Source organism: Streptomyces sp. NPDC101194, from assembly GCF_044767885.1.
Classification (GTDB): Bacteria; Actinomycetota; Actinomycetes; order Streptomycetales; family Streptomycetaceae; genus Streptomyces.
This window is the reverse complement of the sequence record NZ_JBIWOS010000004.1, coordinates 636,018-657,569: the sequence shown is the minus strand read 5'-3', so window position 1 is coordinate 657,569 and position 21,552 is coordinate 636,018. Positions and strand designations below refer to the sequence as shown.

At 70.9% G+C, this 21,552-nt stretch carries 20 protein-coding genes; 9 read left to right on the top strand and 11 right to left on the bottom strand.

What is annotated here, in order from left to right:
- The first annotated feature begins 136 nt into the window (after nucleotides 1–136).
- A complete protein-coding gene (locus ACIRP2_RS19590; RefSeq protein ID WP_404251815.1) occupies nucleotides 137–1,840 on the top strand; it encodes a threonine/serine exporter ThrE family protein in 1,704 nt (567 codons plus the stop codon).
- A gap of 26 nt (nucleotides 1,841–1,866) precedes the next feature.
- Here ACIRP2_RS19590 and ACIRP2_RS19585 read toward each other — a convergent pair whose 3' ends face one another.
- The gene (locus ACIRP2_RS19585; protein WP_404251813.1) at nucleotides 1,867–2,562 is read right to left on the bottom strand and encodes a DedA family protein; all 696 of its coding nucleotides are present in this window, start codon (nucleotides 2,560–2,562) and stop codon (nucleotides 1,867–1,869) included.
- A 146-nt stretch (nucleotides 2,563–2,708) separates the two neighbouring features.
- Between ACIRP2_RS19585 and ACIRP2_RS19580 the strand changes: the two genes are divergently transcribed.
- Complete coding sequence (locus ACIRP2_RS19580) at nucleotides 2,709–3,074, top strand: YbjQ family protein (RefSeq protein WP_376211244.1); 366 nt, start codon at nucleotides 2,709–2,711, stop codon at nucleotides 3,072–3,074.
- 61 nt (nucleotides 3,075–3,135) lie between these two features.
- Here ACIRP2_RS19580 and ACIRP2_RS19575 read toward each other — a convergent pair whose 3' ends face one another.
- Nucleotides 3,136–3,894, bottom strand: coding sequence for a MerR family transcriptional regulator (locus ACIRP2_RS19575; protein WP_404251811.1), 759 nt, complete (start codon nucleotides 3,892–3,894; stop codon nucleotides 3,136–3,138).
- A gap of 137 nt (nucleotides 3,895–4,031) precedes the next feature.
- Between ACIRP2_RS19575 and ACIRP2_RS19570 the strand changes: the two genes are divergently transcribed.
- The 3 genes from ACIRP2_RS19570 to ACIRP2_RS19560 all read left to right on the top strand — a co-directional run bounded on the left by ACIRP2_RS19570 (nucleotide 4,032) and on the right by ACIRP2_RS19560 (nucleotide 7,632).
- Nucleotides 4,032–5,336, top strand: a complete 1,305-nt coding sequence (locus ACIRP2_RS19570) for an ion channel protein (protein WP_404251809.1) — start codon at nucleotides 4,032–4,034, stop codon at nucleotides 5,334–5,336.
- A gap of 176 nt (nucleotides 5,337–5,512) precedes the next feature.
- Nucleotides 5,513–6,136, top strand: coding sequence for an NAD(P)H:quinone oxidoreductase (wrbA, locus tag ACIRP2_RS19565; RefSeq protein WP_404251807.1), 624 nt, complete (start codon nucleotides 5,513–5,515; stop codon nucleotides 6,134–6,136).
- 71 nt (nucleotides 6,137–6,207) lie between these two features.
- Nucleotides 6,208–7,632, top strand: coding sequence for a glutamate decarboxylase (locus tag ACIRP2_RS19560; protein ID WP_404251805.1), 1,425 nt, complete (start codon nucleotides 6,208–6,210; stop codon nucleotides 7,630–7,632).
- A gap of 16 nt (nucleotides 7,633–7,648) precedes the next feature.
- On the opposite strand, the gene ACIRP2_RS19555 is transcribed toward ACIRP2_RS19560, so the two are convergent.
- The 6 genes from ACIRP2_RS19555 to ACIRP2_RS19530 all read right to left on the bottom strand — a co-directional run bounded on the left by ACIRP2_RS19555 (nucleotide 7,649) and on the right by ACIRP2_RS19530 (nucleotide 13,160).
- A complete protein-coding gene (locus ACIRP2_RS19555; RefSeq protein ID WP_404251803.1) occupies nucleotides 7,649–8,434 on the bottom strand; it encodes an ABC transporter permease in 786 nt (261 codons plus the stop codon).
- A complete protein-coding gene (locus tag ACIRP2_RS19550; RefSeq protein ID WP_404251801.1) occupies nucleotides 8,431–9,378 on the bottom strand; it encodes an ATP-binding cassette domain-containing protein in 948 nt (315 codons plus the stop codon). Before ACIRP2_RS19550 ends, ACIRP2_RS19555 begins: the two co-directional genes overlap by 4 nt.
- A 77-nt stretch (nucleotides 9,379–9,455) precedes the next feature.
- Nucleotides 9,456–10,097: a PadR family transcriptional regulator gene (locus ACIRP2_RS19545; RefSeq protein ID WP_404251800.1), complete on the bottom strand. Its 642-nt coding sequence runs from the start codon at nucleotides 10,095–10,097 to the stop codon at nucleotides 9,456–9,458.
- 18 nt (nucleotides 10,098–10,115) lie between these two features.
- A complete protein-coding gene (locus tag ACIRP2_RS19540; RefSeq protein WP_404251960.1) occupies nucleotides 10,116–10,667 on the bottom strand; it encodes a DinB family protein in 552 nt (183 codons plus the stop codon).
- 99 nt (nucleotides 10,668–10,766) lie between these two features.
- On the bottom strand, nucleotides 10,767–12,224 hold the full coding sequence (locus tag ACIRP2_RS19535) for an aldehyde dehydrogenase family protein (RefSeq protein WP_404251798.1): 1,458 nt from the start codon (nucleotides 12,222–12,224) through the stop codon (nucleotides 10,767–10,769).
- Between the two features lie 54 nt (nucleotides 12,225–12,278).
- A complete protein-coding gene (locus ACIRP2_RS19530; RefSeq protein WP_404251796.1) occupies nucleotides 12,279–13,160 on the bottom strand; it encodes a helix-turn-helix domain-containing protein in 882 nt (293 codons plus the stop codon).
- A 326-nt stretch (nucleotides 13,161–13,486) separates the two neighbouring features.
- On the opposite strand from ACIRP2_RS19530, the gene ACIRP2_RS19525 reads away from it, so the two are divergent.
- Nucleotides 13,487–13,984 carry an ATP-binding protein gene (locus tag ACIRP2_RS19525; RefSeq protein WP_404251794.1) on the top strand — a complete coding sequence of 166 codons (498 nt, stop codon included), beginning with the start codon at nucleotides 13,487–13,489 and terminating at the stop codon, nucleotides 13,982–13,984.
- Between the two features lie 77 nt (nucleotides 13,985–14,061).
- Here ACIRP2_RS19525 and ACIRP2_RS19520 read toward each other — a convergent pair whose 3' ends face one another.
- Complete coding sequence (locus ACIRP2_RS19520; RefSeq protein WP_266746995.1) at nucleotides 14,062–14,304, bottom strand: DUF397 domain-containing protein; 243 nt, start codon at nucleotides 14,302–14,304, stop codon at nucleotides 14,062–14,064.
- Between the two features lie 503 nt (nucleotides 14,305–14,807).
- Between ACIRP2_RS19520 and ACIRP2_RS19515 the strand changes: the two genes are divergently transcribed.
- On the top strand, nucleotides 14,808–14,972 hold the full coding sequence (locus tag ACIRP2_RS19515; protein ID WP_404251792.1) for a hypothetical protein: 165 nt from the start codon (nucleotides 14,808–14,810) through the stop codon (nucleotides 14,970–14,972).
- Between the two features lie 19 nt (nucleotides 14,973–14,991).
- Here the strand turns inward: ACIRP2_RS19515 and ACIRP2_RS19510 are convergent, their stop codons facing one another.
- Together ACIRP2_RS19510 and ACIRP2_RS19505 are read right to left on the bottom strand one after the other, a co-directional pair.
- Complete coding sequence (locus ACIRP2_RS19510) at nucleotides 14,992–17,145, bottom strand: FUSC family protein (RefSeq protein WP_404251790.1); 2,154 nt, start codon at nucleotides 17,143–17,145, stop codon at nucleotides 14,992–14,994.
- Nucleotides 17,146–17,269: 124 nt separating this feature from the next.
- Complete coding sequence (locus ACIRP2_RS19505; RefSeq protein WP_404251788.1) at nucleotides 17,270–18,475, bottom strand: DUF2786 domain-containing protein; 1,206 nt, start codon at nucleotides 18,473–18,475, stop codon at nucleotides 17,270–17,272.
- Nucleotides 18,476–18,897: 422 nt separating this feature from the next.
- On the opposite strand from ACIRP2_RS19505, the gene ACIRP2_RS19500 reads away from it, so the two are divergent.
- Nucleotides 18,898–19,902 carry a DUF1259 domain-containing protein gene (locus ACIRP2_RS19500; RefSeq protein ID WP_404251786.1) on the top strand — a complete coding sequence of 335 codons (1,005 nt, stop codon included), beginning with the start codon at nucleotides 18,898–18,900 and terminating at the stop codon, nucleotides 19,900–19,902.
- A gap of 267 nt (nucleotides 19,903–20,169) precedes the next feature.
- Entirely contained in the window at nucleotides 20,170–21,375 is a 1,206-nt protein-coding gene (locus tag ACIRP2_RS19495; RefSeq protein ID WP_404251784.1) for a cytochrome P450, read from the top strand.
- Nucleotides 21,376–21,552 lie beyond the last annotated feature (177 nt).

Here is a 21,552-nt window from a genome sequence, read left to right as displayed (position 1 = left end):
TCCGGACCGCGTACCGGCCCGCCCCGCGGGTCCGTGCGCCCCGTGATTCCGCCCGCCTCGCCTCCGCGTACTTGTCCGTGGCCATACTGGGCACAAGCGCAATCGAAGACGCGCAGTTGATGAGGAGCGAGGCCGAGTGGTGGCGGAACCGGGCGGTCCGGAGGACCAGAAGCCCCAGTCCGACGAGGCGCGCAGTGCCTTCGTCCCGCCGACCGGGGTGGGACGGCGGACGTCCGCGTCCGAGGACGACCAGCCGACATCGGAGTTTGCCATTCCGGCTGGTCTGACGACCGAACCCCAGGGGGCGGCAACAGGCTCCGCTTCCGGTTCCGGTCAGGGCTCGGGCTCGGACACGATCGGCTCCGCCTTCGCCCCGCCGCGCACCTACAGCGCCCAGCACTCACCGCCCGCCTTCACCCCGGCGCACGGCAGCCCGATGATCCGGCTGACCAAGGAGGCCCCTTGGCAGGACCGGATGCGCACGATGCTGCGGATGCCGGTCGCCGAGCGCCCGGCGCCCGAGCCGGTGCAGAAGTCCGACGAGGCGGGCCCCGCGGTGCCGCGCGTGCTCGACCTGACGCTGCGCATCGGCGAATTGCTGCTCGCCGGCGGCGAGGGTGCCGAGGACGTCGAGGCGGCGATGTTCGCGGTGACCCGCAGCTACGGTCTGGACCGCAGCGAGCCCACCGTCACCTTCACCCTGCTGTCGATCTCGCACCAGCCCTCGCTCGTCGACGACCCGGTGACGGCGAGCCGTACCGTACGCCGTCGTGGTACCGACTACACCCGGCTGGCGGCCGTCTTCCGGCTCATCGACGACATCACCGCCGAGGATGTCGAGGTCACGTTGGAGGACGCGTACCGGCGCCTCGCGGAGATCCGGCGCAATCGGCATCCGTATTCCGGCTGGGTGCTGACGCTGGCCGGCGGCGGACTCGCGGGTGCGGCATCGGTGCTGGTCGGCGGTGGTGCGCTGGTGTTCGTGGTGGCCGCGATCGGCGCGATGCTCGGCGACCGGCTCGCCTGGCTCTGTGCCGGGCGGGGGCTGCCGGAGTTCTACCAGTTCGTGGTGGCGGCGATGCCTCCCGCCGCGCTGGGTGTGGCGCTGACGCTGACCCACTGGTCGGACGTGCGGCCGTCCGCGGTCATCACCGGTGGGCTGTTCGCACTGCTGCCGGGGCGGGCGCTGGTGGCGGGCGTGCAGGACGGGCTGACCGGCTTCTACATCACCGCCGCCGCGCGCCTGCTCGAAGTCATGTACCTGTTCATCGGCATCGTCGTCGGCGTGCTGCTCGTGCTGTATCTGGGCGTTCAACTGGGTGCCCAGCTCAATCCCGGGACCCGGTTCTTCGCCCCCGACCGGCCCGTGGTGCAGATCCTGGCGTCGATGGCGCTCTGTCTCGCGTTCGCCATCCTGCTCCAGCAGGACCGGTCCACGGTGCTGGCGGTGACCCTCAACGGCGCCGTGGCGTGGGTGATCTTCGGTGCGATGGCCAGGACCGGCCACATCTCACCGGTGCTGGCGACGGCGACGGCGGCCGGCCTGGTGGGCCTGTTCGGGCAGCTGTTCGCGCGCTACCGGTACACCTCGTCGCTGCCGTTCATCACGGCGGCGATCGGCCCGCTGCTGCCCGGCTCGGCCACGTACTTCGGTCTGCTGGGTATGGCGCAGGGCAATGTGAACGCCGGGCTCGTCTCGTTGTCGACCGCGGTCGCGACGGCGCTGGCCATCGCGATCGGGGTCAACCTGGGAAGCGAGATCTCCCGGCTGTTCATGCGGGTGCCGGGGGCGGTCGGTGGGGCGAACCGCCGCGCGGCCAAGCGGACGCGCGGCTTCTGAGCCGGCACCCGGATGCCGGCTCCGGGTCAGCGCTTGGCGTGGCGACCGCGCTGGCCGGTGACCGGGCTCTGGCCCTCGCCGCCGACCGCCGCCGCCTCCTTCTTCGACTTGGAGCGGGCCCGCAGGAACTCGATCGCGATCGGCACCACGGAGATGAGCACGATCAGGATGAGCATCGCCTCGATGTTCTGGTGCACGAACTCGATCTTGCCGAGTGCGGCGCCGAGCAGCGTGACCCCGACGCCCCAGAGCACCCCGCCGATGATGTTGAACGTGACGAACGAGCGGTAGTTCATCCGGCTCACACCGGCGATGATCGGCGTGAACGTACGCACGATGGGCACGAAGCGGGCCAGGATCAGCGACTTCGGCCCGTACTTCTCGAAGAACTCGTGCGCCTTCTCGACGTTCTCCTGCTTGAAGAGGCGGGAGTCCGGGCGCTTGAAGAGCGACGGGCCGACCTTGCGGCCGAAGAGATAGCCCACCTGGTCGCCGATGATCGCCGCCAGCGCCACCAGGGCGCAGACCAGCCAGAGCGGAAACTTCAGCTGGCCCGTGGTCACCAGCAACCCCGTGGTGAACAGCAGGGAGTCACCGGGCAGGAAGAAGCCGATCAGCAGTCCGGACTCGGCGAAGACGATGAGGAGGACGCCGGGAAGTCCGAAGGTGTTGATGAGATAGTCCGGGTCCAGCCAGCTCGGTCCGAGCGCAAGCGTATTCAAGGGTCCGGGCTCCTGGATCGTTCGATGGCGGCTGCGTGGCCGCCCAAAGCTATCAACGCAGAATGACGTCCCCGGGTTCCAGTGGCCCCCGCGAAAATACGCACCGGGCCAACCGGGACAAAGCTCTCTCCAGGAGGTGCCACACGATGAGTATCGAGGATTTCGGCGGCGGCCAGGCGGACCAGTCGGATGTGCTGGTCGTCACCACGAACGACGTGCCGGGCTACCAGGTGACCCGGGTGATCGGTGAGGTGTTCGGCCTGACCGTGCGCTCCCGCCACCTCGGCAGCCAGATCGGCGCCGGGCTGAAGTCCATGATCGGCGGCGAGCTGAAGGGGCTGACCAAGACGCTCGTCCAGACCCGGAACCAGGCGATGGAGCGGCTGGTCGAACAGGCCAGGGCACGGGGCGCCAACGCCGTCCTGATGATGCGATTCGACGTGACCGAGGCCGCCGACGTGGGCACCGAGGTCTGCGCGTACGGCACGGCGGCCGTGATCAGCAAGATCTGAGCGGCGGTCGGCACGGGGACGGGGGGCGCCCCCGCCTCCGTGCCGACCGAGCGTGCACGGGTTACGAGAGGCGCTCCGCGTTGGCGTCGATCGCGTCCCGCAGGTGTTCGGCCAGGCCCGGCCGCATCGACTCGTAGTACGCGCGGAACCGCGGGTCGGACACGTACATCTCGCCGAGCCCCCGGTGCATCTCGGGCGTGCACTGGTAGAACCACCCGGTGATGTGGAGCCGGTGGGCCTCGGCGAGGTCCATCGCCCTTTCACCGGTGGCCGGTTCACCGGCCTCCATCAGCGCGTCGTAGGCGGCGCTCCAGTCGGCGACCTCGGCCTGCATCCGCTTCCAGTCCTCCTTCGTGTAGCGGGCGGCCCGGCGCTGCGACTCGGCGTGGGCGGCGGTGCCGCCCCAGCGGCGTTCGGCCTCCTCCGCGTGCTCCTCGGGGTCCTTGCCCCCGAAGACCTCGAACTTCTCCTCGGGCGTGAGGTTGATGCCCATCTTCCGTGCCTCCATGGCTGTCTCGACGGCGGCCGCCATCTTCCGGAGCTCGGCGATCCGGCCGGTCAGCAGCCGGTACTGGCGGCGCAGATGCTCCTGCGGGTCCGCGGCCGGGTCGTCGAGCAGTACCGCGATCTCGTCGAGCGGGAAGCCGAGCTCCCGGTAGAACAGGATCTGCTGCAGCCGGTCGAGGTCGGCGTCGTCGTAACGGCGGTGGCCCGCGTGGCTGCGCCCGCCGGGCGAGAGCAGTCCGATGCCGTCGTAGTGGTGCAGGGTGCGCACCGTGACCCCGGCGAATCCGGCGACCTGTCCCACGGAGTAGTCCACGACTCCCCGCTCCCTTCTCCGTTCTCGGTACGTACCGAGCCTGAGTCCTGACGTGACGTGAGGTGCAAGCCCGGGACACCACCGCCTCCGGCACCACGGGAGGGGGTATGCGGCTTTTACGCCGTTATGGTGAGCCGATGGTCACAGATCCTCCCCCGCCCGCCGAACTCCCTCCCGTCGGGACCACTGGCGCCGGGACCACCCCGGTGCACCGGCTGCTGCCCGCCATCGTGCCCGCGCTCGCCGTCGGCGTCGCCTCGGCCCTCGTCCTGCTCGGGATCAGCCTGCTCGCGGAGAAGCTTCAGGACGTGCTCTGGGGAACGGTCCCCGACGCGCTCTCCATCGGCCGCTACTCCCCGCTCTGGACGATCGTGATGCTCACCGCCTGCGGGCTGGTGGTCGGGCTGCTCGTCCGGGTGGTACCCGGTCGCGCCGGTCCCGATCCGGCGACGACCGGCCTGGTGGATCCGCCTCTCGCGCCGGTCGTGGTGCCAGGACTGCTGCTCGTCACCGTCATCACGCTCGCGGGCGGGATCAGCCTCGGCCCGGAGAACCCGATCACGGCCGCCAATATCGCCCTGGCCTACTGGCTCGGCCGCCGGTTCGCTCCCGGCACGACGGCGGAGCTGTGGATCTCGCTGGCGGCGGCCGGCACCATCGGCGCGCTCTTCGGCACCCCGGTCGCCGCCGCCCTGATCCTCTCCGAGACGCTCGCCTCGCGCCCCGGGCCGGGTGCGCTCTGGGACCGGCTGTTCGGCCCGCTCGCCGCGGGCACCGCCGGCGCACTCACCATGACGCTGCTGGCCCAGCCCAGCTTCGACCTGTCGCTGCCGCCGTACACCCACCCGCACTGGGGCGATCTGCTCTCCTCGGTCGTCATCGCCCTGGCGGGCGCGGTGCTGGGCCTGGCGGCGGTGTACGCCTTCCCCTACGCGCACCGGTTCTTCCGGGCACTGAAGCACCCTGTCCCGGCACTCGCCCTCGGTGGACTGCTGCTCGGCCTGCTCGGGGTACTGGGCGGCCATCTCACCCTGTTCAAGGGGCTCGACGAGGTGAGGACGCTCGCCGCCGACCCGAGCGGCTGGTCGGCGGGGCAGTTCGCGGTCATGGCCGTGGTGAAGACGGCCGCGCTGCTGATCGCGGCCACCTGCGGCTTCCGGGGCGGACGGATCTTCCCCTCCGTCTTCGCGGGGGTGGCACTGGGGCTCTGCGCCCACGCCCTGGTCCCGTCGGTACCGGTCGCGCTCGCGGTGACATGTGCGGTGCTGGGCGTACTGCTGGCCGTCACCCGGCAGGGCTGGCTGAGCCTGTTCACCGCGGCGGTGCTGGTCAGTGGCGCGGCCGTGCTCCCGATACTGTGCATCGCCTCGCTGCCGGCCTGGCTGCTGGTGACCGGGCGACCGCAGATGCAACTGCACGAGGACGGTACGCCGCTGAGGTGAGCCCGGCGCGGCGGCGCGCACCGGCACACCGGCCCCGGAACGGCGGAGCGCGGCGCGCCCGCTCCGGCCCGGCCCGGCCCCCGCTCGACGCGCCGGATGCCACCGGTATCCGTATCGTCTCCTCCGTACGGAATTGCCCAGATACGCCCCGTCAGGTCCTGCCGGAGGTCTCCGCGATGCCCACGCCCGTCAACGTAGCCGTCATCTACTACTCCGCCACCGGCACCGTCGCCGCGATGGCCAAGGCCATCGCGCAGGACGCCGAGAAGGCCGGTGCGGAGGTACGGCTGCGCAGGGCCCGTGAACTCGCCCCGCAGGCGGCCATCGACTCCAACCCGGCCTGGGCCGCCAACGTGCGGGCGACCGCCGACGTCGCCGAGGTGTCGCACGACGACGTGATCTGGGCGGACGCCGTGATCTTCGGTACGCCGACCCGGTTCGGCAACGTCTCCTCCCAGCTCAAGCAGTTCATCGACACCCTCGGCGGCCTCTGGCAGGCGGGCCGCCTCGCCGACAAGGTCTACAGCGGCTTCACCTCCACCAGCACCCCGCACGGTGGCCAGGAGTCCACGCTGCTCGCGCTCTACAACACGGTCCACCACTTCGGCGGCATCCTGGTCGCCCCCGGCTACACGGACCCGTCGAAGTTCGTCGACGGGAACCCGTACGGCACGTCGCACGTGGCCGGCCAGGGCGACATCCCGGTCGGTGAACAGACCTTGACCGCCGCCCGGATCCAGGCCGAACGGGTCGTCAGGTTCACCCGGGCCGTCAAGGCCGGCCTCGCCGCCGAGAGCTGAACGCACCGCACGCCCACCGGACCGCGGCGGTTCGCGAAGGACCGCCGGGAGCCGAGAAAGGCTGTTCACCGATGCCTCTCCACAAGGGTTCGCCCCACGGTACGGAGCCGTCCGAGAAGCGCCGCAGGCTCGCCCTCAACCCGTTCTACGGAGAGGCCGACCCGGTCGCCGGAATGGAGTCGGCGCCGCCGCGGCACCGGCTTCCCGACGGGCCGATGCCGCCCTCGACCGCCTACAGCCTGGTCCATGACGAGCTGATGCTCGACGGCAACGCGCGGCTCAACCTGGCCACCTTCGTCACCACTTGGATGGAGCCGCAGGCCGGGGTGCTGATGGGCGAGTGCCGCGACAAGAACATGATCGACAAGGACGAGTACCCGCGCACCGCCGAGCTGGAACGGCGGTGCGTGGCGATGCTCGCCGATCTGTGGAACGCCCCCGACCCCTCCACCGCCGTGGGCTGTTCGACGACCGGTTCCAGCGAGGCCTGCATGCTCTCCGGAATGGCGCTGAAACGCCGTTGGGCGGCCAGGAACGCCGATCGCTACCCGGCGACCGCCCGGCCGAACCTGGTCATGGGGATCAATGTGCAGGTCTGCTGGGACAAGTTCTGCAACTTCTGGGAGATCGAGCCGCGGCTGGTCCCGATGGAGGGCGACCGCTTCCATCTCGATCCGCAGGCAGCGGCCGATCTCTGCGACGAGAACACCATCGGCGTCGTCGGCATCCTGGGCTCCACCTTCGACGGTTCCTACGAGCCGATCGCGGAGCTCTGCGCGGCCCTGGACGCCCTGCAGGAACGCACCGGCCTGGACATCCCCGTCCATGTGGACGGGGCGTCCGGTGCGATGGTGGCGCCGTTCCTGGACGAGGACCTGGTGTGGGACTTCCGGCTGCCCCGGGTCTCCTCGATCAACACCTCCGGGCACAAGTACGGCCTGGTCTACCCGGGGGTCGGCTGGGCGCTGTGGCGCTCGCCCGCCGAACTGCCCGATGAGCTGGTCTTCCGGGTCAACTACCTGGGCGGCGACATGCCGACCTTCGCGCTGAACTTCTCCCGGCCCGGCGCACAGGTGGTGGCGCAGTACTACACCTTCCTGCGGCTGGGCCGGGACGGCTACCGGGCCGTTCAGCAGGTCTCCCGGGACGTCGCGACCTCACTGGCGCAGCAGATCGAGAAGCTCGGCGACTTCCGGCTCCTCACCCGGGGCGACCAGTTGCCCGTCTTCGCGCTGACGACCGCGCCGGACGTGGAGGCGTACGACGTCTTCGACGTGTCCCGCCGGCTGCGGGAGCAGGGCTGGCTGGTGCCCGCGTACACCTTCCCCGCCAACCGGCAGGACCTGTCGGTGCTGCGGGTGGTGTGCCGCAACGGCTTCTCGTCGGACCTCGCCGAACTGCTGCTGGAGGACTTCCGGCTGATCCTGCCCGACCTGCGCCGCCAGCCGCACCCGTTGAGCAAGGACAAGCAGGCGGCGACGTCCTTCCACCACTGAGCGCCGGGCGCCCCGGTCAGCGACCGATCCGGGCGAACCTCCTCACCGCCAGCGGGAAGAACACCGCGAGCAGCACCAGCGGCCAGACGACCGCGAGCAGTTCGGCGTGGTCGGACGCCCAGGTGCCGCCCGCCCCGCCCGGATTGCCGAACAGGCCGCGTACCGCCGTGGCCGTGGCCGACATCGGGTTCCATTCGACGGCCGCGCCCAGCCATCCCGGCATCGAATCGGGGGCGGCGAAGACATTGGAGAGGAAGCCGACCGGCCAGACCAGGATCTGCACCGCCTGCACCAGCTCCGGCTTCCCGGCCACCAGGGCCAGTTGGATGCCGACCCACAGCATCGCGAACCGCAGCAGCAGGAGCAGCCCCACCGCCCCCAGCGCCGCGGCCGGCCCGTGGTGCCAGCGCCAGCCGACCGCGTGGCCGACGCCGGTCATCACGGCGAGGGCGGCCACCGACTGGAGCATGTCCGCGACGCTCCGGCCGACCAGCACCGAACCGGAGACCATCGGCATGGCGCGGAACCGGTCGATGACGCCCTTGTCGAGGTCCTGGGTGACCGCGATCATGGTCGACTCCAGACCGAAGACCATGGTGAGCGCGAGCATCCCGGGCACCAGGAACTCGGTGTTGTCGCCGTCGACGCCCTGCCCGCCGCCCACCAGGTAGTTGAACATCAGCAGCAGCATCACGGGGAAGACCAGTCCGACGACGATCCGCACCGGCTGCCGCGCCCAGTGCGCCAGTTCGCGCCGGGTCATCGTCCACGAGTCGGACACCGCCCAGCTCATCGCGCTCATGCCGCCACCTCCGCGTGTTCCGGCTTCCGCTCGGTGAGCGAGAGGAAGACCTCGTCCAGCGTCGGGCGCCGCACCGCGATGTCCTCCGCCTCGATGCCCGCCTCCTCCAGAACCCGTACGGTCCGGGTCAGGATCGCCATCCGGTCCGGCGCCGGCGCCCCGATCAGCCGCCGGTCCGCGTCGACGACCGCGCCGTCACCCAGCAGGCGTGCCGCGTCGGCCAGACGGGACCCGTCCCGTACGACGACGTCGATGCGGTCCCCGGCCACCATCGCCTTCAGCTCGTCGGACGTCCCCTCGGCTGCCACCCGTCCGGCGTCGACGACCGAGATCCGGTCCGCGAGCTGATCGGCCTCCTCCAGGTACTGCGTGGTCAGCAGTACGGTCGTGCCGGCGCCCACCAGGGAACGCACCGCCGACCACACCTCGGCCCGGCCGCGCGGGTCGAGTCCGGTGGTCGGCTCGTCCAGGAAGAGCACCTCCGGGTCCGTGATCAGCGAGGCGGCCAGATCGAGCCGTCGTCGCATGCCGCCGCTGTACTGCTTCACCGGCCGCCGACCGGTGTCCGCGAGACCGAAGCGGGCCAGCAACTCGTCCGCCCGCGCGCCCGCCCGGCGGGCGCCCAGGTGGTGGAGCCGGCCGAACATCTCCAGGTTCTGCCGACCGCCGAGTTCCTCGTCGACCGCCGCGTACTGCCCGAGCAGCCCGATGCGGCGCCGCACCTCGCCGGCCCGGTCCCGTACGTCGAACCCCGCCACCTCGACCCGGCCCTCGTCGTGCCGCAGCAGCGTGGACAGGATGCGTACCGCCGTGGTCTTGCCCGCGCCGTTGGGGCCGAGCACGGCGTGGACGGTGGAGCGGCGGACCGTGAGGTCCAGGCCGTCCAGGGCGCGTTTCTCCCCGTATCGCTTGTGCACACCTTCGACAACGATCGCGTCGGTCAAAGTCCCCACACCTCCCGTAGTCAAACTTGACTAGCGGGGTCGAAGGTAACGCCGTCGATTCCATTCGTCAAACTTGATTACTCGTCGTCGCCAGGATCCGGGACACCCGTCGCGTACGGGTTCTCCTGCCCCTCGGCAAGCACACCGACGAAGGGTTCGCCCTCCCCCGCGAAGGTGTACGCGCCACCCTCGATGCGGGCGATCAGGCCACGCGTCCACTCGGCCCCGGCGTCCGCCGAGTGGACCCACATGTTCATGATCTCGCCGATGTGGCCGAGCGACCCAGGCCCGGCCTCCGGCGTGTAGTACTCGGTGACCGAGGCCCGCCAGGCCGCGAGGCCGGCCACCCGCTCCTTGAGCAGCGCGACCGCCTCGGCCCGCTCCAGGTCGACGATGCCGCCGAGACCCGCCGACAGCACGTCCAGCTTCTGGTCGTACGAGGTCAGCGCCGCGCGCAGCAGTGCGAGGTACTCCTCGTTGCCCCGCTCGGTGATCTCGTACTCGGTACGGGGCGGGCCGCCCGCCGTGCTCGGAGCGGTCTCGTGGGCGATCAGCAGTCCCTGCTTCGCCATCTGCTTCAGCGCGTGGTAGACCGACCCGGGCTTGGCGTTGGACCACTCGTGCGCACCCCAGTACTCCAGGTCGTTGCGCACCTGATAGCCGTGCGCCCGGCCGTGCTGACGCACGGCGCAGAGGACCAGCAGCCGGATCGCGGACATGTCACGCACCCCTTCTATTCAACTTTGATCAGCGTAACCGCCCACCTCGGCCACCAACTCGAACGCGGTACGGCCGTCCAGGGACTCGCGGACGATGTCGGCGTGCCCGGCGTGCCGGGCGTGCTCCTCGACGAGATGGAGCAGCAGCCACCGCATCGAGACCCGCCCCTCCTTCGGGAACCAGGGCGCCTGTGGCAGCGGGAAGGTGTCGTCCAGACTGGGCACCGACCGGATGAACTTCTCGACCTCGACCACGACTCCGTCCCAGAACTCCAGCATCCCCTCCACCGTCTCGTCACCGACGAGCCGGAAGCTGTCCGCCCAGGTCTCCTCGGTCCGGGAGGTCTCACTCGGCCGCTGCTGCGCCATCCGGAGCCAGTTGAGCTCCCCCTCGGCGACGTGCTTGAGCAGCCCGGACAGGGAGAGCCCGCTCGCGCTGGGCCGGCTCGCCGCCTGCTCCTCCGTCAGACCGATGAGGGAGCGCCGGATCGCGCCGCGTTGCGCCTCGACGAAGGAGAGGAGCGCGCCGCGCTCGTCGCCAGAGGTCTCCGCGGGAACGTGATCGACCATGATGACCGCCTTGGTGAGCCGTGCCGGTTTCTTCCTGACACCGACCAAGCTACGGACCCTTGCGGTCAGCTTCTGTCCTCGATGCGGCGGGACGGCGTGTCAGAAGGGGAACGCGCTCCGGCCGTACTGAATGGACATCCATGTCTCGGTGGTGAAGGCACGGACGGTCGCCTCGCCGTTCAGCCTGCCGATCCCTGAGGACTTCTCGCCGCCGAAGGCGACCAGCGGATCGTCCTGGACGGTGGAGTCGTTGACGTGGAACATGCCGCTGACGACCCGCTGCGCGAACCGCACTCCGCGTTCGGCGCTGCGGGTGTGCACGGCGCCGCTCAGCCCGTACGGGGTGTCGTTGGCGATCCGCACGGCATCGTCCTCGCCGTCGAACGGCACCAGCAGCGCCACGGGGCCGAATATCTCCTGGGACAGCAGCGGGGAGCCCTCGGGGAGCCCGGTGAGCACGGTCGGCTCGACGAGGTTGCCGCGGGTCCCGCCGCGCACGAGCGCGGTGGCCCCCTCGGCGAGCGCCTGGTCGACCAGGGCGGTCAGGGCGTCCGCCTGGAAGGTGTTGATGACCGGACCTATGTGGGTCTCGGGGTCACGCGGATCACCGGTCCTCAGCGCGGCCACCCTGGCGGTGAACTTCTCGGTGAACTCCCGCTCGACACCGCGGTCCACCAGGATGCGATTGGCGGCCATGCAGACCTGCCCCTGGTACACGAAGCGGCTGAAGACGGCCGCGTCGACCGCGTAGTCGACGTCGGCGTCGTCCAGCACCACCAGGGCGCTGTTGCCGCTGAGTTCGAGGATCGTCCGCTTGAAGTGCCCGGCCGCGATCGCGCCGACCTGGCGGCCGACCCGGTCCGTGCCCGCGAAGGAGATCACCTTGGGTACGGGGTGCTCGATGAACGCGTTCCCTATTTCGGCGACATCGGTGATCAGCACGTTGAGCAGCCCGGCGGGCAGGCCCGCGTCCTCGAAGATCCTGGCGATCAGACCGCCGCCGACGACCGGGGCGTTCTGATTGGGCTTGATGACGACCGCGTTGCCGAGCGCGAGGGCCGGCGCGACGGACTTCATCGTCACCAGGAAGGGGAAGTTGAAGGGGCTGATGACCCCTATGACGCCGACCGGTTCGCAGTAGAGGCGGTTCTCCTTGCCATCGGCCGGGGAGGGCAGGATGCGGGCGCGGGGGCGCAGTGTCCGATGGATCGCGTCGCGCAGGAATTCCTCGGCGACCCGGACCTCGTACTCCGCCTTGAGGCGGGTTCCGCCCAGTTCGTCGACGATCGCCTCGACGATTTCGTCGCGCAGTTTCCCGATGACGTCCAGGGCGCGCTCCAGAACCCTGCGGCGCTCGTACGGGCCGGTGGTGGCCCAGGACCGCTGGGCACGCTCGGCGGCCCGATAGGCGAGGTCGACCTCGTGCGCGGTCGCGATGGTGATCGCGGCGAGTTTCTCCCCGTTGTAGGGATTGAAATCGATGATGTCCCACGAGCCGGTTCCGGTCCGCCACTCACCGTCGATGTATTGGTCGGCCAGCTCGTAGAAGAAGGACATGCGATCCCTTAACTCAGGTGCAGACTCCCGTCGAACCGCCATCGTACTGATGAATCAGGTGAGTTGGAGTAGACCACGGAGCAGATCGCGGCTCTCCTCGGGGCCCGGGCTGTCCTCGTGCAGCCGCGCCATGGCCTTTTCGTACTGAGCGACTTCTTCGGCCTTGTCCAGATAGAGCGCACTTGTCAGCTGCTCCAAGTAGACAATGTCCGACAGATCGGATTCGGGGAATCGGAGCATCGTAAAAGAACCGCTCTCTCCGGCATGCCCGCCAAAACTGAAGGGCATCACTTGAAGAGTGATGTTGGGCTGTTCCGACATTTCGATCAGATGCCGCAATTGTCCGCGCATGACATCACGGTCGCCGTACGGTCGGCGCAACGCCGCCTCGTCCAGTACGGCATGGAAACGAGGTGCACGTTCGGAGACGAGGGCCTTCTGGCGCTCCAGCCGCAACGCGACACGGCGGTCGATCTCGACGGCGGGGGCGTCGCCCATGCCTCGCGCGACGACCGCGTGCGCGTAGGACTCGGTCTGCAACAGGCCGTGGACGAACTGGACTTCGTACACCCGGATGAGCGATGCCGCTCCCTCCAGACCGACGTACGTCTGGAACCATCCGGGCAGCACGTCCCCGTAACTGTGCCACCAGCCCGCCATGTTGGCCTCACGGGCCAGGCCGAGCAGGGCGTCGCGCTCCGCATCGTCCGTGACGCCGTAGAGCGTGAGCAGGTCCTCGACATCCCTGGCCTTGAAGCTCACCCGTCCCAACTCCATGCGGCTGATCTTCGATTCGGAAGCCCGGATGGAGTAGCCGGCCGCCTCCCGGGTGATCCCCCTGGAGTCGCGCAGCCGCCTGAGCTGTGAGCCCAGCAGGATGCGCCGCACCACAGATCCACTCGACTCGCCTGCCGCCACTGGCCCGATCCTCCCCATCGCTTCCTGGACACCGGGGCTCCCCCTGAACCCCAAGTGCCGGATTCTGCCACCAAAACGCTTCAGCCCGTACTCATTCGATTACGGAAATGGGAAGGCCGCCGTAAAGCTACGAAAATACACGCAGGGAGAAATGACCAAGAACCGGCACGGGTTCGGACAGGTCAGGCGCGTGCACGTGCATCTGCCCTTGCATCTGCCCTGCGCATTCGGAACCATGGCTCTCGCGCACCTGCGTGCTCGTTCGTGTTGTGCCGCTGTACCCCGTAGTACCGATACAGCCGCGAATCCCGGGAGTGCCTCGCATGGGGACGAATGGATCGACGATGCTCGAGCCGTTAAGGCAGGGGCTTCCCCCCATCGATCCCTCAGCCGTCTCCGGCTCGGCCACCTGCACACTGCCCGCCCGCTACGAAGCTGTGGGCGGGGCACGGCGGTTCACCAGGAAGACGCTGAGCGGCTGGGGACTGGACGATCGCTTCGACGACGTCGCACTGGTCGTCTCCGAACTCGTCACCAACGCCCTGCGGCACGCCCTGCCCGGGGACACCGCACAGGACTTCCAGGAGCCGCCCGTACGGCTGCACCTGATGCGTTGGAGCTCACGCCTGGTGTGCGCCGTGCGCGACCCCAGCCCGGAGAGCCCCGTCGCCGCCGAGGCGGCCGACTCGGCGGAATCGGGCCGCGGCCTCTTCCTGGTGGAGTCCTTCAGCGACTCCTGGGGCTGGCACCCCTCGCCCGCCCTGGGGGCGGAGAACCTGAACAGCGCGGCGGTGCCGCGCGGCAAGGTGGTCTGGGCGTTGTTCCGACTGTCCGACAACTGACGGCGCGCCCGGCGCGTGGCCGCCGTCGGCGGATCGCTTCGGGCCGGTACCGGCCGGACGCCGGCCCGGGGATTCGGTCAGCCGCCCGCTATGAGGTGGTCGAACTCCCCGTCCTTCACCCCGAGAAGCAACGCCTCTATCTCGGCGGGCGTATAGACCAGGGCAGGCCCGTCGGGGTGGCGCGAATTACGCATCGCCACATCCCCGCCGGGCAGTTTCGCGAACTCCACGCAGGATCCCTGGGAGTTGCTGTGTCTGCTCTTCTGCCAGACGACTCCGCGAAGCTCTGTGGCCGCCATGCCGTTGTACACGTGGTGCACAGGACGCTCCCCGAGTTGCAAGGTGCAAGTGTCAACTGTCCCGGATCATAGCTCTGTTCAAATATCCCTGCATGAGCAGATGCATGCGCGGATGCACGTGCACGCAAGGTGTTCCCGCGATTACAGCGTTACGGCATATGCATAGACGCGCGGGAGGCCTGTTCGGCTCCGTCTACCCCGAGCCGGGCACCCCATCCCCGAGAACCCCCGCCGGCAGCTCGGCGCGGTCATGCGTCGACGAGGGGAATTCCGCGCGCACACCGCCATGCGCTCCGGCAGCGTCATCATCGCCGGAATCGTCACCGCCTCGCACCGACCGGCTGCGGCAGCGGGAAGGGCGACCCGGGCGGCGGCTCCGACGCCGGGGCCGACGAGGCGCCGCTGGAAGGCGGTTGGACCAGAAGGGCCGACGGCAGGACGGTGATGCTGTCCGTCGCACGCGGGAAGGCCGTGCTCGTCACCGGCAGCGGGCCCGCGCGGGCTCCGTGGAGGAGGGGGACGAGGTGACGCCGGCCCTGAAGTGCGCCGGCGGCGACACCGCCCGCACCGCGGGGTCGGTCGTGTCCGACGACGGCGGAACCGTCGAGGTGTCCTGGAACGACGGCACGGAGGACGTCCTGGCCAGGACCGGACCGGGAGCGACCCCGTCGGGCCCGACGACCCCCTGACGGCCGACCGCGCCGCCCGTCAGTCCGCCCTGCGCCGGGGCCGGACCGGCTTCGACGTCCCGTCCAGCCCACGGGAGAACTCCTCCAGGGCCTCGAGGAGGAGGCCGGCCCCGTCCCGCACGAACGGATCCGTCCCGCCTTCGCCCGTCCGCTGCCGCGCGTCCCACTCCTCCAGCGCCTCGCGCACCTCCGCCCAGTCCGGTACGCGCCGCTCCCGCACCTCCTTCGCCCCTCGTTCGGTGGCCCGGCGCAGCGCCTCGGCCAGGCGTGCGGCGGCCGGTACGGGGGTGGCACCACCGCACGGGAGATGGGCCTCCAGAAGCATCGCGACCCGGCCGAGCTCGGCCAGGGCGTGCTGGGTGTCGTCGGCGGCGGCACGGGACAGGCCGCGATTGCGCACCGGTTCGTGCTGGGCGGTGGCCAGCGTCTCCTGCCAGGCCACACGTGCCTCGCGGGTGTCGAGGAGCGCGGAACGGACGTCGTCGTGCCCGCGCTCGGCCGGCTCGGCGTACTGGCCGACGACCGCGGCGGCGTACCGCCCGTCCGCCTTCAGCCAGTCGCCCAGCCTGCCGCGAAGTCTCGGGGTCTCCCAGGCCGGGTAGACGGCGTACGAGATCATCGCCAGCAGGCCGCCGACGAGGGTGAGGACGACCCGTTCGAGAACGGTCTGCGACACGTTGTCGCCCGCCATGCCGAGCAGGAAGACGACGTATGCGGAGACGCACGCCTGGCCGACGACGTATCCGGTGCGCATCAGCAGATACATCAGCAGGGCGCAGACCACGGCGAGCACCGCGGACGACGTCACACCGGGGTGGGCGGTCCGGACGATCGCGGTGGCGAGCGAGACCCCGACGATCGTCCCGCCGAAGCGGGCCACGGAACGCCCGTACGTCTGGGTGAACTCCGGCCGCATCGCCATGACGGCCGCCATGGGTGCCCAGTAGCCGTGGCCGAACGGCAGCGCGGCGCCGATGAGGTAGCCCACGGCGACGACGACGGCCACCCGGACGGCGTGCCGCAGGATCGGTGAACCGGGGCGCAGTTCGGCCCGCATCGCCCGCACGACGACCGGGACCAGCCGCAGCAGCGTGGGGCGGCGACGGTGCGGGGCGCCGGGCGCCTCCTCCCCGGCGGCCTCGATGGCCGCGGCGGCCTCCTCGGCCTCGGCGTCCTCCTCCTTCGTCCCCGCCCCCTCGGCCGTCTCGATCACGTCGGAGAGCAGCGCGCCGAGCCGGTCGGCGGCGCGGCGGGGCGGGCCGCCGAGGAGGGAGCCGGTGTCGGGCGTCCGCAGTACGGCGACGGCGGACGGGGAGAGCTTCACCGGGTCGCCGTGGCGGATCGCGCGTGCCGCCGAGTCGAGCACGGATCCGGCGGCGGCGAGGAGCTCACGGACCCGGTCCCGCTCCGGCCCCTCGGCCGGCACGCCCATCGCCGGGTCCGCGAGCGAGGCGAGCACCGGCCTGATCCGTTCGGCGACACCCCGGGGGCCACGCAGTTCGGGCGGTCGGCGGCGGGCCTGCCAGGGCGTGACGGCTGCCGCGCTGCGGGCCTTCATCAGCGGCACCGGGTCGAAGGCGGCGAGCGGATCGTGGCGCAGTCGCCGCGCGTAGTCGGCCTCGGCGGCCAGGGCGTCGGCGAGGGCGTCGCGCTGGGCACCCCATCTCCGTACCGGGAACAGGACGATCAGCGCGGCCTGCACGACACCGCCGAACAGGATCACCGCGGCATGCACCGCCGAGTTCGCGACGGAGGTGGGCAGCGTGACCGTCACCAGCATGATCGCCACGTTCGACGACGCGATGATCCCGCCGGTCGGCCCCGCCGCCCAGGCCAGGCCCGCCAGGAACGTCCAGAGCACCAGCAGGGCCAGGAACAGCAGTGTGTGGGAGCCGGTGAGATAGCCGAGGAACGTCGACACGGCGAGGCTCGCCCCGGAGACCAGGGCGAGGACGGGCCGGGGACGCCAGCTGCGCTGGAACGTGGCGATGGCCGCCTGGAACGCGCCGAACGCGGAGCTCGCGGCGACGACGGGCCCGAAGAACGCGAGGCCGACCCCGATGACGAGGGCGAGACCGACCGCACCGCGGATCGCGATGAGCGGTTCGAGACGCCGCCGCTCGATCGTCAGCCCCGAGCGGGCCGTCTCCTTCAGCGCCCGGAGCCAGCTCATGCCCAGAGCCTAGCCGGAACATCCGATAAGCCCGAATTACCACATAAATACCGGACGGCCTGCCGGGGAGTCGACTGACGGAAACGCCGGTACGGCCCCGGAGCGGAGGCGGCACCCGAGGCGCCTACCGGCTCCCGCGCCCGCCGTCGATCCCCGGCCCGTTCCCGCCCATCCTCGCCCGGTCCGCGGCGGCCGTCCCGTGGGTCCATCCGTCCAGGTCCATGGCGCCCCGGACGCGCGTGGTCGTGGTCTCGGGAAACATCCGCTCGGCGGTGTCAGCGACCGCCATGTCGCGGGCGGCGAGGACCGGGAGCAGGTGGGGGGTCGCGGTCCCCACGGCTCCGGCGCGGGCCCCGGTCCCGGCCTCCTCCGCCTCGGCGTCCGCGGTGACACGGGCGGCATCGGCGGCGAGCCGGCTGCCCAGGCGCTGGGCGTACGCCATCAGGAAGGACTGCCGAAACGTCTTGGTCCGCTTGCGTCCGCCGGCCCGCTGGCCCGCCTCGGCCTTCGCCATCGCCACCGTGCCCTGGACCAGCAGGGAGGTGTACAGCAGTTCCACGGCGTCCAGATCCGGATCGAAGCCGACCACCGTGGAGAAACCGAGATCGCCGTTCCACACCGCGCGGCAGCGGTTCGCGGAGGCGACCGCGTCGAGCAGGATCGCCTTCGCCGTCTCGTACGGGGCATCGACCCCGATCCGGCATGCCCCGGGCGCCTCCTTGCTGTGGGTACGGGCGGCGAGCAGGGCCTCGTCGATGGAGTGCCGGGCCATCAGTTCCTGCGCCTTGGTGGTGAGTGCCTCGGCCTCCTCGGGGAATCCGGTCGCCTCCGCCTTGGCGAGCAGGGCACGGATCCGGGTCAGCATCCGGGGTTCGTCGTGCGCGGGCGGCAGGCGGAGTCCGTGCGGAAGGGCGCCGGGCGGCGGACCGACCGGTTCGATGGCGGGGAGCCGGAGCAGCAGCCGGTACAGGCCGAGAAGGGCGGAGGCGTAGGAAAACCTGTCGGGCCGGTTCCGGGCCGGCGCGGCGGGCAGTCCGTCGAGCTGGGACCGCCAGCGGGGCGGCAGTCGCTCGTACCGTCCGGTCTCCGAGCCGATCAGCCCGGCGACGAGTCCGACGGCGGTCTCGTCGAGTTCGCGGCGGACGATGCGTACGACGTCGGCGGGGAGCCAGCCCCGCTCCCAGGCCCGGCGGACGAACTCCTCACCGCGCCGGTGCAGTTCGGCATCGACCGCGGGGTGGGCGGCCAGGAGGGAGGCACCACTGTCGAGACCGGCGTCGCCGTCCGAATAGAGGGCCGCCGCGAATGCCTGGTCGATCACCGGTTCCATGAGGTCAGGGTAGGCAGGGCGGTACGGCGCGGTCCGCCTGGCCCCGCCCCCGTCGACCGGCCGACGGCCGTGCCCACGGAGCCCGCCGGGCACGGAGAGGCGGCCCGGGCCGCCCACAGCGGAGGCCCCGCACGGGCCAGGTTGTCCACACCCTGTGGATATCGAACTCCCGCGCGACCACCGCGGGCGCCCGACCCGGCGGGGCACCCCTCGACGCCCGCGGACCGGGCCACCGGGGTCGAGGTACGGGTGAGGGACCGGGGCCGACCGGGCCGGAAGGGCGAGGGGCCCGGTCCGCTCGTCCGGAATCGGTCCGGGCGGCGTGATTGGTCCATCCAGCCCGACCCGATGACGATGTATCCGCTTTCATCCTTTTATCCAGGTTTAGCGTGCTTTCATCTCGCCATGGAGGCGATCAAGTGATGACCGGAGACCGACAGCAGGACACGCAGGCACGGGCGATCCCGTCGCGGCGGCGCGTACTGGCCGCCGCCGCCGCGCTCGCCCCGGTACTGACCACGGCCGGACCCGCCGCCGCTCGCGCCCTTCCCGCGGAGATGCCCGGGACGGGGCACACCGGGCGGGTCGAGCCGGTGCGGACCGATCTGGCGGACTGGGCGGGCGTGGCGAGAGCGCTGGGCCGCAGCGGCAACATGCTGCGCGGAACGACGTACCACACGGGCTTCCCCCGGCGGGACCTCCACGTGGTCTCCAAGGGCGTCCTCGTCACACCGGGGCTCGCCATGGGCACGCACGTGGCCTTCGTCCGCTACACCGACGGCTCCACCATGCTGATGGGCGACGTGGTGGTCACCGAGAAGGAACTGCAGCGGGTGACCGACGCCTGGCAGGCGCACGGAATCGAGCAGACCGCGCTCCACAAGCACCTGCTCGCCCAGATCCCCGACCTCTGGTGGACCCATGTCCACGCGCACGGCCACGATGCGGTCGCCCTGGCCCGCGGTCTGCGCGCCGGCTTCGACCGCACCAGCACCCCGCCCGCCGTGCCGCCCGGCCCCGTGACCACGGTCGACCTGGACGTCGCGGGGATGGAGGCGGCGCTCGGCGCCAAGGGTTCCGTCGAGGACGGGCTCTACAAGATCATCTTTGTCCGCCGCGAGACCATCGCGTACGGCCATCTGGTCCTGCCGCCCGGCCTGGGGTCGACCAGCGCGTTCAACTTCCAGCCGCTGGGTGGCGGGCGTGCCGCGCTCAGCGGCGACTGCGCCATGCTCGCCGACGAGGTTCCGCACGTACTGAAGGCCCTGCGGCGCGGCGGGATCGAACTCGTCGAACTGCACAACCACCACCTGGCGGAGGACCCCCGCCTGTTCTTCACCCACTTCTGGGCCGTGGGTGACGGCGTCGAGCTGGCACGGGCGCTGCGCCCCGCGGTGGACGCCACCGACGTCGTGCCGTCCGGCTGAGAGCGACCCCCGCGCACCGGCCGCGCCGCCCCGCCCCTGCCGCCGGGCCCCACCGGCCGCTGCCGTGCCCGTCGGCCCCGCCCCCACCGGCCGGCCGGGGCCGCGGACCGATTCCGCCGGTCCAGCGACCCCGGCCGCCGAATCCGTTCTTCATATGGACCAATCGGCCCGGAGCGGCGCGTGTCCGTACGGACGACCGGGCACCCATGACCCGTCCAGCCCGCCCATTCCTCGAACCACCCGTCAGATCCCCCTCTGGAGCTCCGCATGGAACCAGTCGCCGACGCACGGTACTGCCCGTTCGACTACGCCGAGGCCCTCGAATTCGACCCGGTGCTCAGGCACTTGATGACCGAAGAACCCGTCTCCCGCATCCGGCTGCCGCACGGTGACGGCGAGGCGTGGCTCGTCACCGGCTACGACGACGTGCGCACGGTGACCACCGACCGGCGTTTCAGCCGGAGCGCCATCATCGGCCGGAACTTTCCGCGCATGACCCCCGAGCCGATCGTCCAGGACGAAGCCATCAACGTGATGGACCCGCCCGGCAGCAGCCGGCTGCGGAGCCTGATCTCCAAGGGCTTCGCGCCGCGTCACATGGAACGCATGAGAGTGCGCACCCAGCACGTCGTGGACGAGCTGTTCGACCGGATGGAGGAACACGGCGCCCCCGCCGACCTCTTCGAGCACCTGGCGGCCCCGCTTCCCCTGACCACCATCTGCGAAGTCCTCGACATTCCCGAGTCCGACCGCGCGCAACTGCGGGCCCACGCCCGGACCATGATGGACACGACCGTCGAGAACCGGGACAACGCGATCCGGTCCAAGGCCGAACTCCGCTCCTACTTCCAGACGTTGACGGCACAGCGGCGCGCGAACCCGGGTGACGACCTGGTCAGCGCGCTGGCCACGGCGCGCGACGGGGACGAGATCCTCAACGACAAGGAACTGACCGTCATGGCCATGGTCCTGATGATCACCGGTCAGGACACCACCACGTACGAGCTCGGGAACATCTCCTACACGCTGCTCACCAGGCCCGACGTGCTCGCGATGCTGCGCGAGCGACCCGACATGCTCCCGCAGGCCATGGAGGAGCTGCTGCGCTTCATCCCCTTCCGCAAGGGCGTCGGCATCCCTCGGGTCGCCACCGAGGACGTGGAGCTCAGCGGGGTGAGGATCCGTAAAGGCGACATCGTGCACGTCTCCTATCTGACGGCCAACCGCGACCCACGGAAGTTCGACCGGCCCGACGAGCTGGATCTGGAGCGCGAGAATCCGGCCCACATGACGTTCGGCTGGGGCGGACACCACTGCCTCGGCGCGCCGCTCGCCGCCACGGAGCTCCAGGTCGCCATCAGCACCCTGTTGAAGCGTTTCCCCGCTCTGAAGCTGGCGACACCGGCCGAGGAGGTGCGCTGGAACAAGACCTCGATCTGGCGCTATCCCCTGGAACTGCCCGTCAGCTGGTGACAGGGGCGGTCCGGCAGCGCACCGGACCGCCGCGCACGGACTGCGACCGTCCTCGATGACGAGTCGCGGGGGGGGGGGGGGGGGGGGGCCGCCCCCCCCGCCCGCCCCCCCCCCCCCCGCCCCCCGGCCCCCCCCCCCCCCCCCCCCCCCCCCCCCCCCCCCCCGCCCCCCCGCCCC